Source organism: Rhizorhabdus sp. (genome assembly GCF_018006725.1).
Lineage (GTDB): Bacteria > Pseudomonadota > Alphaproteobacteria > Sphingomonadales > Sphingomonadaceae > Rhizorhabdus.
In genome coordinates this window covers 1-13,302 of the sequence record NZ_JAGMXV010000136.1, presented here as the reverse complement: position 1 = coordinate 13,302, position 13,302 = coordinate 1, and the positions used below count along the sequence as shown (strand labels likewise).

At 65.9% G+C, this 13,302-nt stretch carries 15 protein-coding genes; 3 read left to right on the top strand and 12 right to left on the bottom strand.

What is annotated here, in order from left to right; all coding sequences use genetic code 11:
- The 10 genes from KAY22_RS17360 to KAY22_RS17315 all read right to left on the bottom strand — a co-directional run.
- A partial coding sequence (locus tag KAY22_RS17360) for an AMP-binding protein (protein WP_296624580.1) occupies nt 1-1,448 on the bottom strand: 1,448 nt, incomplete at its 3' end.
- Nucleotides 1,445-2,848 carry an aldehyde dehydrogenase family protein gene (locus KAY22_RS17355; RefSeq protein WP_296624579.1) on the bottom strand — a complete coding sequence of 468 codons (1,404 nt, stop codon included), beginning with the start codon at nt 2,846-2,848 and terminating at the stop codon, nt 1,445-1,447. The genes KAY22_RS17355 and KAY22_RS17360, both read right to left, overlap by 4 nt.
- A 50-nt stretch (nt 2,849-2,898) precedes the next feature.
- A complete protein-coding gene (locus tag KAY22_RS17350; protein ID WP_296624581.1) occupies nt 2,899-4,359 on the bottom strand; it encodes a TonB-dependent receptor in 1,461 nt (486 codons plus the stop codon).
- Complete coding sequence (locus tag KAY22_RS17345) at nt 4,313-5,152, bottom strand: TonB-dependent receptor (RefSeq protein ID WP_296624578.1); 840 nt, start codon at nt 5,150-5,152, stop codon at nt 4,313-4,315. The genes KAY22_RS17350 and KAY22_RS17345 overlap by 47 nt, the downstream gene beginning before the upstream one ends.
- Nucleotides 5,149-5,631 carry a cytochrome C gene (locus KAY22_RS17340; RefSeq protein ID WP_296624577.1) on the bottom strand — a complete coding sequence of 161 codons (483 nt, stop codon included), beginning with the start codon at nt 5,629-5,631 and terminating at the stop codon, nt 5,149-5,151. The genes KAY22_RS17345 and KAY22_RS17340 overlap by 4 nt, the downstream gene beginning before the upstream one ends.
- Entirely contained in the window at nt 5,628-6,086 is a 459-nt protein-coding gene (locus KAY22_RS17335; RefSeq protein WP_296624576.1) for a cytochrome c, read from the bottom strand. Before KAY22_RS17335 ends, KAY22_RS17340 begins: the two co-directional genes overlap by 4 nt.
- Complete coding sequence (locus tag KAY22_RS17330) at nt 6,086-6,643, bottom strand: methylamine dehydrogenase light chain (protein ID WP_165322978.1); 558 nt, start codon at nt 6,641-6,643, stop codon at nt 6,086-6,088. The genes KAY22_RS17335 and KAY22_RS17330 overlap by 1 nt, the downstream gene beginning before the upstream one ends.
- Nucleotides 6,644-6,674: 31 nt before the next feature.
- On the bottom strand, nt 6,675-7,265 hold the full coding sequence (locus tag KAY22_RS17325) for a redoxin family protein (RefSeq protein ID WP_296624575.1): 591 nt from the start codon (nt 7,263-7,265) through the stop codon (nt 6,675-6,677).
- A complete protein-coding gene (locus KAY22_RS17320) occupies nt 7,262-7,762 on the bottom strand; it encodes a MauE/DoxX family redox-associated membrane protein (RefSeq protein ID WP_296624574.1) in 501 nt (166 codons plus the stop codon). Before KAY22_RS17320 ends, KAY22_RS17325 begins: the two co-directional genes overlap by 4 nt.
- 5 nt (nt 7,763-7,767) lie before the next feature.
- On the bottom strand, nt 7,768-8,934 hold the full coding sequence (locus tag KAY22_RS17315) for an amine dehydrogenase large subunit (protein WP_296624573.1): 1,167 nt from the start codon (nt 8,932-8,934) through the stop codon (nt 7,768-7,770).
- A 153-nt stretch (nt 8,935-9,087) separates the two neighbouring features.
- Here KAY22_RS17315 and KAY22_RS17310 point away from each other — a divergent pair, with 153 nt between their 5' ends.
- The gene (locus tag KAY22_RS17310) at nt 9,088-9,756 is read left to right on the top strand and encodes a TetR/AcrR family transcriptional regulator (RefSeq protein WP_296624572.1); all 669 of its coding nucleotides are present in this window, start codon (nt 9,088-9,090) and stop codon (nt 9,754-9,756) included.
- 67 nt (nt 9,757-9,823) lie between these two features.
- Here the strand turns inward: KAY22_RS17310 and KAY22_RS17305 are convergent, their stop codons facing one another.
- Both KAY22_RS17305 and KAY22_RS17300 read right to left on the bottom strand, forming a co-directional pair.
- Nucleotides 9,824-10,459, bottom strand: a complete 636-nt coding sequence (locus KAY22_RS17305; protein WP_296624571.1) for a 3-oxoacid CoA-transferase subunit B — start codon at nt 10,457-10,459, stop codon at nt 9,824-9,826.
- Nucleotides 10,459-11,166: a CoA transferase subunit A gene (locus KAY22_RS17300; protein WP_296624570.1), complete on the bottom strand. Its 708-nt coding sequence runs from the start codon at nt 11,164-11,166 to the stop codon at nt 10,459-10,461. The genes KAY22_RS17305 and KAY22_RS17300 overlap by 1 nt, the downstream gene beginning before the upstream one ends.
- 84 nt (nt 11,167-11,250) lie before the next feature.
- On the opposite strand from KAY22_RS17300, the gene KAY22_RS17295 reads away from it, so the two are divergent.
- Nucleotides 11,251-12,126 carry a LysR family transcriptional regulator gene (locus tag KAY22_RS17295; RefSeq protein ID WP_296624569.1) on the top strand — a complete coding sequence of 292 codons (876 nt, stop codon included), beginning with the start codon at nt 11,251-11,253 and terminating at the stop codon, nt 12,124-12,126.
- A 113-nt stretch (nt 12,127-12,239) separates the two neighbouring features.
- Nucleotides 12,240-13,302, top strand: a 1,063-nt coding sequence (locus KAY22_RS17290) for an AMP-binding protein (RefSeq protein WP_296624568.1), incomplete at its 3' end; no start/stop codon positions are given.

Sequence of the window (13,302 nt, the reverse complement as noted above, 5' to 3'; positions counted from 1 at the left end):
GTCTTCACCAAGGCCTCCGACGGCTCATGGCCGGGCGCGAGGATCACGAACGCCTTGACCACTTCGCCGCGCGTCGGGTCGGGGCTCGACACCACCGCGCTCTCGGCGACGGCCGGATGCTCGAACAGCGCGCTTTCCACCTCGAACGGGCCGATGCGGTAGCCGGAGGACAGGATCACGTCGTCCGACCGGCCGACGAACCAGAAGAATCCGTCTTCGTCGACGATCGCGCGATCCCCTGTCAGGTACCAGCCATGGCGGCGCGTGTCGGCAGTGCGTTGGGGATCGTCGCGATAGCGTGCGAACAGGCCGGGCGGTGGTGCCTCGGCGATGCGTAGCGCCACGTCGCCCTCTTCGCCGGCGGGCATGCGCTGTCCGTCGCCGTCGATCACCGCCAGGTCGAAGGCCGGGGCAGGGCGGCCCATCGATCCCTGCCGCGCCGCGCCGGGGCGGTTGGCGCACAGCAGGACGGTTTCGGTCTGGCCGTAGCCGTCATGGATGTCGAGGCCGGTCGCTGCCTTCCACAGGTCGATCACTTCGGGGTTCAACGGCTCGCCCGCGCTGACGCAGTGGCGCAGCGACGGGAAGGTCCGGCCGGCGATGTCGCCCCGCACGAACATGCGATAGGCGGTGGGCGGCGCGCAGAGCGTCGTCACCGGCATCCGTTCGAGCAGGTCCATCGTCGCGGCGGGATCGAAGGCGGCATTGTGGTGGACGAAGATCGTCGCACCCATCAGCCAGGGCGCGAACAGGCTGCTCCAGGCCGCTTTGGCCCAGCCCGTGTCGGACAGGTTCCAGTGCAAGTCGCCGGGCTTGAGGTCGAGCCAGTAGCTGCCGGTGATCCGGTGCGCGAGCATATAGCCGTGCGTGTGGATCGTCATCTTCGGCTGGCCGGTCGTGCCGCTGGTGAAATAGCAGAGCGCGTCTTCGTCGAAGCCGGTATCGGCGAGCGGAGCGAGGGGCTCGGCGCCGTCGCGAAGCGCGTCATAACCCAGCCATCCCGCGCGCGGCCCGTCGATGTGGAGCCGGACGATGTCGGCGTCGCCCAGCGCCTTGTCGACCCGATCCGCCATGTCACCGGTGGCGGCGACGCAGCGCGCCTCGGCCGCCTGCTGGCGATAGGCGATGTCCTTCGCCATCAGCTGCGTCGTGCCGGGGGAGGCGACCGCGCCGATGGCGATACAGCCGAGCATCAGCTCCCACCATTGCTGCTCGCGGTTGAGCAGGATCAGCACCGTATCGCCCCGCCGCACGCCCGCTGCCGTCAGCACCGCCGCCGCCCGTCCTGCGGCAGCGGCGATGTCGGCAAAACTCCGCTCGACCGTCCGACCGTCAGCATCGACCCATAGCATCGCCGGATCGGTTGGCCGAAGCTCGGCCCAGCGCCCGATGACGTCGCGGGTGAAGTTGAACAGGTCCGGCCGGTCGGGAAGGTGGAGCATCGTCATTTGGCTTCGTTGATGATGTGCAACTGGGTGAACTCGTGCAGGCCTTCCTCGGCGAACTCGACGCCGAGGCCCGACTGCTTCGCGCCGCCGAAGGGGATGGTCGGGCCGAAGTCGAGATGCTGGTTGATCCAGGTGGTGCCGCTTTCCATGCGGCCCGCCATATCGCGCAGCTTCTCGCGGTCGCTGCCCCAGACCGAACCGCCCAGGCCCATCGCCGAGGCATTGGCGCGGGCGAGTGCATCCTCCGGATCGTCGAAGCGGATCACCGGCAGGATGGGGCCGAACTGTTCCTCATCGACGATCCGTGTTCCATCGCTGATATCGCGCACGATCGTCGGGCGCACGAAATAGCCTGGTCGGTCCTCGATGATGCCGCCGGCGACAATCGTGCCATTGGCCTTGGCGTCCTCCAGGAAGCCCTTCACCTTCTCATATTGCGCAGCATTTTGCAGCGGCCCGATCTGGACGCCCTGCTTCAGCCCGTCGTCGACGATCGCCTCCTCGGCCAGCCGGGCGAGCTCGACGCACAGCGCGTCATAGATGTCGGAATGCGCATAGACGCGCTTGATCGCCAGGCAGACCTGCCCCGCGTTGAGGAAGGCGCCGCCGAAAATGCCGGGTGCGACCTTGGCCGGATCGGCGTCGGGCATGACGATCGCGGCATCATTGCCGCCCAGTTCGAGCGTGAGCCGCTTGATCGAGGCGGCGGCGCTCGCCATCACGCGGCGACCTGTCTCGGTCGATCCGGTGAAGCTGATCTTGGCGATATCGGGATGCGCGGTCAGTTTGCCGCCGAGGTCGTTGGCATCGGTGACGATGTTGACCACGCCGGCGGGGAAGATATCGGCCATCAGAGCGCCCATCTTCAGCGTGGTAAGCGGGGTCGTCGGCGCGGGCTTCACTACCATCGTGTTGCCGGCGAGCAGCGCGAGCGGCAGCTTGAAGGCGACGATCAGGACCGGGAAGTTCCACGGGATGATCGCGCCGACCACGCCCAGCGGGCGGCGGCGCTGCTCGACCCGGTGGCGGTCATTGTCCTCGAGCACCCGCACCGGCAGCTCGTGGCTCGCCAGCTGCCGGATGAAGGCCTGGGTATAGGCGATCTCGGCGGTCGCCTCGGGCAGCGGCTTGCCCTGTTCCTGGGTCAGCAGGCGGGCGAAGGCTTCGGCCTCGGCTTCGATCGCATCGGCCAGCTTCAGGATCATCGCGCGGCGGTCCTCGATCGGCTTGGCGGCCCAGGCCGGGAAGGCGCGTTTCGCGGCGGCGACCGCCTCGTTCAGCTGGTCCTCCGACCCGCGCGGGCAGGTCGCGAGCACCTCCTCGGTCGCCGGGTTGACGACATCCATCGTCATCGCGCCGTCCACGAGACGGCCGTCGATCAACAGTTTATAGTCGGTCATGATCCTCTCCTCATGGGCCGCGATCCTTATGGTCGCGGCCCCTCATCCTGTCAGAATTTATAGCCGACGGTCACGCCATAGGTGCGCGGTGCGCCGACATGGTTGTAATCGAAGCCGAAGCCCCCGGTGAGATCGACGCGCGAGGTGAGGTAGAATTTGTTGGTCAGGTTCTTGCCCCAGATCGAGGCGGAGAAGGGGCCCCGCTCGAAGTCGATGTGTCCGCCGAACAGGGCGTATCCCGACTGACGCAGTCGGGGCACGTTGAACACCTCGAAATACTGGCTCGAAACATAGCTGATGTCGGGATGCAGGCTCAGCTTGCCAGCGTCGTCGTCCATCAACGTGATGTCGAGACCGGCATTGGCACTGATCGACGGCGCGTTCGACAGGCGGTTGCCCTTCACATCGACGCCGCTCAATATGCCTTTCTTGATCTTGGCGTTGAGCAGGCCGAGGCCGGCGCGCACGGACAGGAATTCGCTCGCGCGGGCGCTGAACTCGACCTCGCCGCCGAAGATGCGCGACTTGTCCACGTTCACCAGCGTCTGTGCGGCGGTCTGCGGGCTGATGTTGATGAACTGCTGGTTGTTGTAGAGATAATAGAAGCCGGCGAGGTTAAGGGTAATGCGACGATCGGCCAGCTGCAGCTTGGCGCCGCCCTCGAAGGCGTCGATCGTCTCGGGCTTGGCCACCGAGGCTTCGGACGGATCGAAGAAAGCCTGCGCATTGAAGCTCGGCGCGCGATAGCCGCGGCTGTAGCTCGCATAGAGCATGCGGTCACGATCGATCTTATAGTCGATGCCGATCTTGCCCGAGATATTGTTGTTCTTGAAGCTGAGCGTGGTCGGCGGGATCAACGTCGCGATCAGCGATCCGTCGACGCCCAGCGCATCCGAGCGCAGGCCCTTCTGCTTGCCGTCGTCGCGGGTGTAGCGCAGGCCGCCGCGCAACGTGAAGCCGCCGCCGAAATCATAGTGCATGTCGGTGTAGAGCGCATAGCTGTGCTTGAGCTGGTCGAAGCTGTTCGCCACGCTGCAGGCCGCCGGCAGGCCAGCGGCGCAGTCAGCCGCATCCACCGTTCCGTTGCCGTCGATGTCGGCATCCTTGAAGATGCCGAAGTCGGTCGTGTTGAACACCTTCTCGCGATTATAATAGGCGCCGAGAATGAACTCGAACGGGCCGCCCCAGCTGCTGGCCAGGCGGAGGTCCTGCGACAGCTGGCTCGCGCGGTCGCCATAGAAGATTTCCAGCGTCTTGTTGGGGGCGCCGTCGGTATCCTCGCCGAAGTTGAGCCGTCCCTTGTCCCAGGACGACACCGATACGATCGACAGGTCGTTGCCGATGTCGAAAGTCGAGGTCAGCGACAGCGCATAGGTGCGCGCGCGACGGCGCGGCGTATAGTTGGACTCGATCTGGCGACGGCCGATCCCGGTGCGGAAATAGCTGCTGCCCTGGCCGAGCGATTCATAGAGGCCGACGCCGACGCCATCGGGGCCGGGCGCGGCGAAGATGCCGTAGTTGCGCGGATTCTGATAGCTGGTCGAGGCGCGGAGCAGGAAGGATGTTCCGTCCTTCGGCTCCCACAGCATCGATCCGCGCACCGCATATTCGCGGGTGCCGTTGAGGTCGGGCTGTCCGGGAAGCTGGTTGCGGAACCAGCCTTCGGCTCGCGCGGCGGTAAAGGCTATGCGGGCAGCGACCGTCGCCCAGCGGAAGGTTGATCGCGCCATTGGCTTCGTGGCGATTATAATTTCCATAGCCGAGGTTCAGATAGCCCTCGACCTTCCCCAGGTCGGGCTTGTGGCTGATCAGATTGACCGCGCCGCCGGTGGTGTTCTTGCCGTAAAGGGTGCCCTGCGGTCCGCGCAGCACCTCGACACGTTCGAGATCGTAGAGCGCCACCCCGAGAAAGGCGAAATTGCCCTTGTAGACCTCGTCATAATAAGTCGCGACCGGACCCGACTGGTTGAGGCTGTAGTCGGACATCGACACGCCGCGCAGCGCGAAGATCGGGGTGCCGTCGCCGACGGTGGAGGTCAGCTGGAGATTGGCGACCTTGCTGACGAGGTCGTCGGCACTGGTCAGGCGCTGCTTGCGCACGGCATCGCCGCCGATCGCCGACACGGAAATGGGGACATCCTGCAGGCGCTCGCTGCGCTTCTGTGCGGTAACGACGATCTCCATGCTGTCGGCGACCGTCTCGTCGGCCGCCGTCTGCGCCATCAGCGCCTGGCTGGACAGGCCGGCGAGCAGCATCACTGCGATGCGAGAGGTCCTTTGCACGCGTGCCGAGATCGTCATCATTTTTCCCCTTCGTGTCTTGTTGCATCATGGGCGCGCTCGCCTGCCGCCAGTTTGGCGACGAGGTCGGCGCGCAGGGCCGCCCGTTCGATCCGCAGCGGCTTTTCCCGCAGCTTTCGGATCTCCTCCCGTGTGTAGGGCTGGAAACCTGCCGGGACGTGGTCCGGGTCGAAACGGATCAGCGTCCAGTTCAGGAGTTCTGCCAGCTGGTCGTCGGGAAGCGGCGTGGTCGCCACCCCCGGCACCCGGCCGAGAAATTCCCGCCCGCCAGGCACGGCGAGCAGGCGCGACACCTGGCCGGCGAGCGGCGGCGTCGAGGTGGGGGTGCCGCCGCCGTCGGGGCGGTGGCATCCTTGGCATTTCACGATCCAGTTGATGTGCGCCCGCCGGGGATCGGGAACCCCGGGCATGGCACCGGTCGTCGCGGCCGCTGCGGCGGCCGTTCCGATCGCGAGGATCGCAAGTGCCGCCGTCAGCCTCATTTGGCCGGGAGCTTCGGTTGCAGCCGGGCGACCGCTGCGGCGTCGAGGGTGGCGCCGCTTTCGCGTGCCGCCTTCACCTCGGCAGCGGTGAAGGCTTTGACGCCCTTGCCGCCGCCGGCGATCGTGCCCGTTACATGGGTGAGGACCGCCGCGATGGACTCGTCGTCGAGACCGCCCTGCGCGGGCATCATGCCGCGATAGGTCTTGCCCTCGACGGTGATCGGCCCAGCCAGCCCGCGCGTGACCGCCAGCACCAGATAGCGCCGCCCGTCGGGCATGCCGGCCAGTGCGCGCACGTCGGACTGCAGCGGAGGGAAGGCGCCGGGAACGCCTTTGCCGGTCGCCAGATGGCAGGCCGCGCAGCGCTGGTAGATTTTGGCGCCGTCAGGCGCGGATTGGACCGGCGCCGCAGCGAGGAGAACTGAGAGCGGGACGACGAGCAATCGGTGCCGCATCACTGGCTCTCCAGCGCGGTGCCGAGAATGACGGCGGTCGAGCAATTGTAGATCGAGCCGCTCTCGGTCCCGAGGCACCAGTTGATGTCGTTGTTCGCCTGCGGCCGAACCATCGGCCGGTCGCTCTCGTTGCGGTTGCACAGGCAGCGGCCGCAGGAGGATTTGCCGCAGCAGTCGTTGTAACTGATGATGTAGGAGCGTCCGTCGGCGGGATTGAGGCAGGTGCCGATCCAGGTGATCGGCGACATCTCGGTTCCAGGCGGGCAGGCATTGGCGGTGCCGCCGCAGCAGGAGCAGAGGAAGCCGTCGATCGCGCAATAGCGCCAGTAATCGCACTGGGTCTGGTCGCCCGGATCCTGCGGGTTGCCGCTCGTCTGCGGCGGCAGGCCGCTCTTGCCGCCACCATGGGTCGAGGCGACCGCACGGGATACGGGCAGCACGGGGATGACGGCCGCGCCGGTAATGGCGCCCCCGATCAGCGTCAGCAGGCTCCGGCGCGAGGTGCGGCTGGCGACCATGCGCACGGCCCGTTCGGCGAAACGATCGATGTTGGACATGGGAGCAGCCCCCTTTTGCTCGTGATGCCGTTCAGGCGCCGGCTAGATAGTGCTGGATCGAAGAGACCCCGCGTTCCTTCGCCTCGAACAGACTTTCGAGATGTTCGCGGTTGTTGATCAGCCCCAGCGAGGCGATGCGGCCCTGCTCGTCGAGAAGGACGGCATAAGGCAGCTTGGACACGCCCAGCGACCGGCCGAGGGTTTCCGACAGGACATAGGGCATGCCGGCCAGCCCCTCCTTCATGACCAGGCGGCGATGCGCGGTCTCGTCTCCGTCGCTGGCGAGTACCGTGTCGACCCAGCCCGCCTCCGCGCGGGCGGCGGAGCGCAGCACCGGCAGCAAGGTCTTGCAGATCGGGCAGTCGGGCGACAGGAAGAAGAGCAGCTGGCTGCGCCCGTCGCGCTTGCCGCCGATGCGGATGTCCTGTCCGTCGAGCGCGGTCAGCGTCATTTCCGGTCCCTTGTCGCCCACGGCGACCTTCTGGTGCAGCGTCAGCGCGCCGGCCGGCGCGATGCGCTCGTGCAGCACGCCGACTTGGCGCGCGAGGGCCATGACCAGGATGCCGAGCACCCCGACGGCGATCCACAAAAGGATTTGGGAAGCGAATGCGAAGCCGGTCATCGTGCAAGGCTCCTTGCCGAGGAGGAGGCCGAGGCGATTTCGCCTGCGGCGAGGTACAGCGCGAAGAAGGTTAAGGCGCCGAAGACGGAGAGGATATTGGGGCTTCCCGCAGGAAGCAGCGCCGCGACCGCCGCCAGCGTGGCCAGAACGGCGGCGCGCATCGCGGGATAGGCTTCGGTCGACCGCGAAGGGCCGCTGAGGCTGCAGCCACAGTCGAAGCGATCGCCGCGCTGACGGGCCCGCCAGAGCAGCAGCGTATAGCTGGTCCAGAGCAGCCCGGCCAAGGCGCAGCCCGTCGGTCGGGTGGCGGGACTGAGCAACGCGACGGCGGCGCCCGCCTCGATCGCAGCGGCCGACAGCGACAGCGGCTGACCGAGACCTGGGGCAAGCCCCGTCATCTGTGCCGCCGCCGATGCCAGACGCTCACGCGCCACCAGCTTGTGGATCGCTGCCGAGACGAGCACGGTGGCCAGGAAATAGGGGAGGATTTCACCCATCGCGATTACCGGGCTGCCGTCATGGTCATCGGATCGTGGACGACCTGCGCAATGCTGCGCTGAAGCTTGCCGCTGGCGGCGTCATATACGTCGAGCGATCCATCGGCGCGCGACGCGACGAGCAGCGGCGAGGCCTGCGCGGTCACCTCGATCGAGATGGCCGGATTGGCGAGCGGCACCCTCGCGACGCGCTGCTTCCTGGCGGGATCGACGACCCACACCTCCGTACCGCCGTCCTTGTGTGTGCCTTCCTTGCCAGCCGGATTCATCAGGACATAGACGCGTCCCGCGGGATCGCTGCTGATCACCTGCCAGCCGCCCGGACGCCATTCGCCCTCGGCGGTCTTCTCCTGGGGCATTGCGAAACTGCCCAGGTCGCGCGCCACCGGACCGCTCAGGTCGATGCCGTGCAGACTGCCCGTGAAGGTTGCGAACCAGGCGGTGCGGCCGACCATCGTCGGGGTCATGAACATCGCGTCATGGTCGATGTCGTTGATCGCCTTGCTCGTCGCGCTCGACGCGACCTTGCCCGCCGCGTCCAGTGCGATGCTCGTCATCGTTCCATCGGCGCAAAGCGAGGTGAAGCCGCGCTCGCCGGTGGGGTAGACGAGCGAGCAGCCCGGCAAGTCGATCTCGTTCAGGATGGTGCGGCTGTCGAGGTCGATCACCGACACCGACGAGGCTGGCGTGAAGTTGAACAGCAGCGCCCACTTTTCGCCATTGGTCAGCTGAAACGCATTGCGCAGTGTGACGAACTGGCCCCGCTTGCCGCCGGGTAGCGCGATCTCGCCCTTGGGCTTGAGCGTCGCCTTGTCCCAGATGGTGATGACGTCGGTGCGCTCGCCCCGGGTGAGCCGCGCGTGGAAGGTCTCGGCGACGTAGATGTCGGGCCGGGTCGTCGAGGGCAGCAGCGTACCGAACTGCGCCACCGGTATCTGCCCCTTGACCGCGCTATGTTCGGCGGCGACGTCGACGATCGCAGCGCGCCCGTCGAGGATGCTGTTGAAGTGCAGGTCCTGCACATAGATCCAGCTGGCCGGATATTTCGGGGTCAGTTCGAGCACGTTCGGGATCGGCTCGACCGGCAGCGGATTCGGAAAGGGACTGGCCCCCATTGCCGTTCCGCTCGTCAACGACAGCACAAGCGCCGCCATCATGGAATTTCGAGTCATCGGATGCCCGCCTCCCTGTGTCCGCTCTTTCAGCGTGACGCGAGAAAGTTTGTCATACGTCCAAAATATGTCAAGCGACAAAAATATGGTCACACTTGTCGTCGCGGATGGCCGGGATTAGGGCGTTTGGATCAAAGTCTTGAGGACCCCGACTTGACCGATTTCATCGTTCCCGATTTGCGAATCACACCGCGGGAGGGGGGCTATGCGCGCGGTCAGGAGGGCTTCGAGCAAATTCTGCATGCGGCGCTAGAGATTCTCGTCGAAGAGGGGTCGAAGGCCCTGACCTTGCGAAGGATCGCGGCCGCCTGCGGGATGAAGGCGGGCAATCTCGCTTATTATTTCCCGTCCAAGGACGAATTGCTGCGCGAACTGCTCAATGCGATCATCAGCAGCTACGAACAGGCATTCGACGTCATCGTCCATGATCCGGCCGCCGATGCCGAACAGCGTCTGAAACGGCTCGTGACGCTGGTGCTGGAGGACATCCGCAGCAAGAAGACGACGCGGGTGTTCCCTGAGCTTTGGGCCATGTCGAACCACGACCCCTTCGTGCAGGAGCGGGTCCATGAACTTTACGAGCGCGCCCGTGTCGCGATCAACGAGCTGATCGCCGAGATAAACCCCCGCCTGCCGGTGGAGGAGCGCGAACTCGTCGCGCTGTTCATATCGGGATCCATGGAAGGGATGACGATGTTCGCGGGCTATGGGAAGCCGTTTGAGTCCCGGATGCCGGCGCTGGAGCAGATCGCAGTCAAATCCTTCATCCACCTGATCGGATCGCTCGAACCCGGGGAGATCGAGTTGCCGCGCGGGATATGACGGTCCCGATACGCAGAAGGCCGGCGCGCCTTGTGGCGGCCGGCCTCCGATCGAGCCTTGGCGGGCTTCAGGCGATATAGTGCGCGGTCGTCTTCCCCGCGATCTCCTCGGCGGTCACGCCCGGCGCGGTCTCGATCAGGCGGAACGGCGACTGATGATCGGGACGCTGGAACACGGCGAGATCGGTGACGATCATGTCGACGACATTCTTGCCGGTGAGCGGCAGGGTGCAGGCCGGAATGAACTTGGGGCTGCCGTCCTTGGCGCAATGCTCCATCACGACGATGATCTTCTTGACCCCGGCGACGAGGTCCATCGCGCCGCCCATGCCCTTCACCATCTTGCCGGGGATCATCCAGTTGGCGATGTCGCCCTGCTCGGACACTTCCATCGCGCCGAGGACGGTCAGGTCGATATGCCCGCCCCGGATCATCGCAAAGCTGTCCGACGAGGAGAAATAGCTCGACGAGGGCAACTCGCTGATCGTCTGCTTGCCGGCGTTGATCAGGTCGGCATCCTCCTCGCCCTCATAGGGAAAGGGGCCGATGCCGAGCATGCCGTTTTCGGACTGCAGCGTGACGGTCATGCCGTCGGGAATGTTGTTCGCCACCAGCGTCGGAATGCCGATGCCGAGATTGACGTAGAAGCCGTCCTGCAGTTCGCGGGCGGCGCGTGCCGCCATCTGGTTGCGGTCCCAGGCCATTATGCCGTCTCCCTCTGCCGCACGGTTCGGAACTCGATCTTCTTGTCGTAAGGCGCGCCAAGCACGAGGCGCTTCACATAGATGCTCGGCACATGGATGTGATCGGGGTCGAGGCTGCCCACCGGCACGATCTCCTCGACTTCGGCGACGCAGATCTTGCCCGCCGTTGCCGCCGGCTGGTTGAAGTTGCGCGCGGTCTTGCGGAAGATCAGGTTGCCGCTCTCGTCGGCCTTCCAGCCCTTGATGATCGACAGGTCGGCGCGGATGCCGCGTTCGAGCACATAGGTCTCGCCGTCGAACTCCTTGGTCTCCTTGCCTTCGGCCACGAGCGTTCCGACGCCGGTCTTGGTGTAGAAGCCGGGAATGCCGGCGCCGCCGGCGCGCATCCGCTCGGCGAGCGTGCCCTGCGGGCAGAATTCCACTTCGAGCTCGCCCGCCAGATATTGCCGCTCGAACTCCTTGTTCTCGCCGACATAGGAGGCGATCATCTTGGCGATCTGGCGCGTGCGCAGAAGCTTGCCGAGCCCTTCACCGTCGATGCCGGCATTGTTCGAGGCGACGATGAGCTTCTTGACGCCCGAGGCCTGGATCGCGTCGATCAGCCGGTCGGGCACCCCGCACAGGCCGAAGCCCCCGGAGCAGATCGTCATTCCGTCGAACAGAAGCCCTTCGAGTGCGGCGTCCGCGCTATCATATATCTGGGTCACGGCAGTACCTCCTGCCCTTGGGTTAGGCTGGCCAAATCATAAAATCCAATTGTTGTTCTTTGATGATATCCATAAGCCAGTCTTATGCGACGCATTTCGCTCTACCATCTCGAAACGCTGCTCTGGATCAGCCGGCTCGGCACCTTCGCCGCTGCCGCCGATCGCCTCAACACGACACAGCCCGCCATTTCGGCGCGGATCCGTGAATTGGAGGGGCAGGTCGGGTTCGATGTCTTCCAGCGCGCCGGCCGAAACATGGTCCTGACCGCCAGGGGCCGACAACTGGTCGAGGAATGCGAGCCCCTGTGGGCGTCGATCGAGCGCACCCTGCTTCACTCAGCCCGGCTTTCGGGAACCGCGGGGATCGTTCGGATCGGCACCGGGGAGATCGTCGCGGCCACCGTGCTTCCGCCCTTTCTGAGGGCGTTGCAGGACGATTTTCCCCAAGCCTCGCTCGAGGTCGACATCGATCTCTCGCACAACATGCTCCAGAAGCTGCTCGGTGCGGCCAATGACCTGATCTTCGTCGCCGGGCCGGTCGCCACGCCCAATGTGGAGACGGCGCCGGTCGGCAGTGTCGACCTCGTCTGGGTCGCCTCGCCAGCGGTAGCGCGGCAGGCGGAGGCTGGTCCGGGAACGCTGCCGATCTGGCTGCTCCATCGCCACTCTCCCATCCACGGCCTCGCACTGTCCGCGCTGGACGAATGGGGCCTCACCCGGCCAATGATCCACATCTGCAACAATGCGCGGATGTTGATCGACCTCGTGGCGGCCGATGCAGGGCTGAGCCTCGTGCCGCACCCGATGATCGCCGATCAACTCGATAGCGGTGCGCTCGTCCGCCTGTGGCCCGCGCTCGACCGGTCGATCCAATTCCAGGTCGCGATCCGCCGGCAGGAGCGCGATCCGCTCGTTCGCGCGCTGTTCGACCGTGCCGCCTTGCTGCGGATCTGCGGTTGAGGCGTCAGCCGGCGCGCAGTTCGGCGACGCACTCCATCATCCGGCGCGGCGTCTGGCCGCGCGGCATCGCAGGGGGCTGCACCGCGCGGCGTTAGCGCCTAAAGAGCGCTTCCATGAGCAACCTCTACGCCCGCCTTGCCGCCGGCTTTCCCGATCCGGCCACGCCCTTCCTCCACCTCGCCGACGGGGCGACCGTCACCTATGGTGATCTGGAGAGGCGCTCGGCCGCCTTTGCCAATGTGCTTCGGAGCTGCGGCGTCGGGATCGGCGACCGGGTCGCTGTGCAGGCCGAAAAGAGCGTCGACATGCTGATGCTCTATCTCGGCGCACTGCGTGCGGGTGCGGTCTTCCTGCCGCTGAACACCGCCTATACCGTCGGCGAACTCGACCATTTCCTGCGCGATGCCGAACCGGCGCTGTTCGTCTGCGATCCGGCCATGCACGAAGCGGCCGAAGCCCTCGCTCGCGAGGTCGGCGTGCCGCGCGTCGAAACGCTAGGTCCGGGACGCGAGGGCAGTCTGTCGGGTCTGGCAGACGCCTGCGCTACCAGCTTCGACGATGTGGCCCGTGCGGACGATGATCTCGCCGCGATCCTCTACACCTCGGGCACGACCGGCCGGTCCAAGGGCGCGATGCTAAGTCACGACAATCTCGGCTCCAACGCGTTCATGTTGCGCGAGGCGTGGCGCTTTACCGCCGAAGACGTACTGCTCCACGCGCTGCCGATCTTTCATACGCACGGACTGTTCGTCGCGACCAACATCGTCCTCGCTGCCGGGGCGTCGATGATCTTCCTGCCGCGCTTCGATGCGGGTGAGGTCATCGCCCGGCTGCCCTCGGCGACCACGATGATGGGGGTGCCGACCTTCTACATCCGGTTGCTCGACGATCCTCGTTTCGACCAGGCCCTGACCCGCCACATGCGGCTGTTCGTCTCGGGCTCGGCGCCGCTGTCGGCAGACATCCACCGCGAGTTTCGCGAGCGTACCGGCCATGCGATCCTCGAACGCTATGGCATGACTGAGACCAACATGAACATCTCCAACCCCTATGAGGGGGAGCGGATCGCCGGCACCGTCGGCCTGCCGCTGCCGGGGGTGTCGATCCGCATCGCTGATTCCGGTACGGGCCGCGAAAAGCCGGGGGGCGGGGACGGCGTGGGCGGGAGCGCGGGCC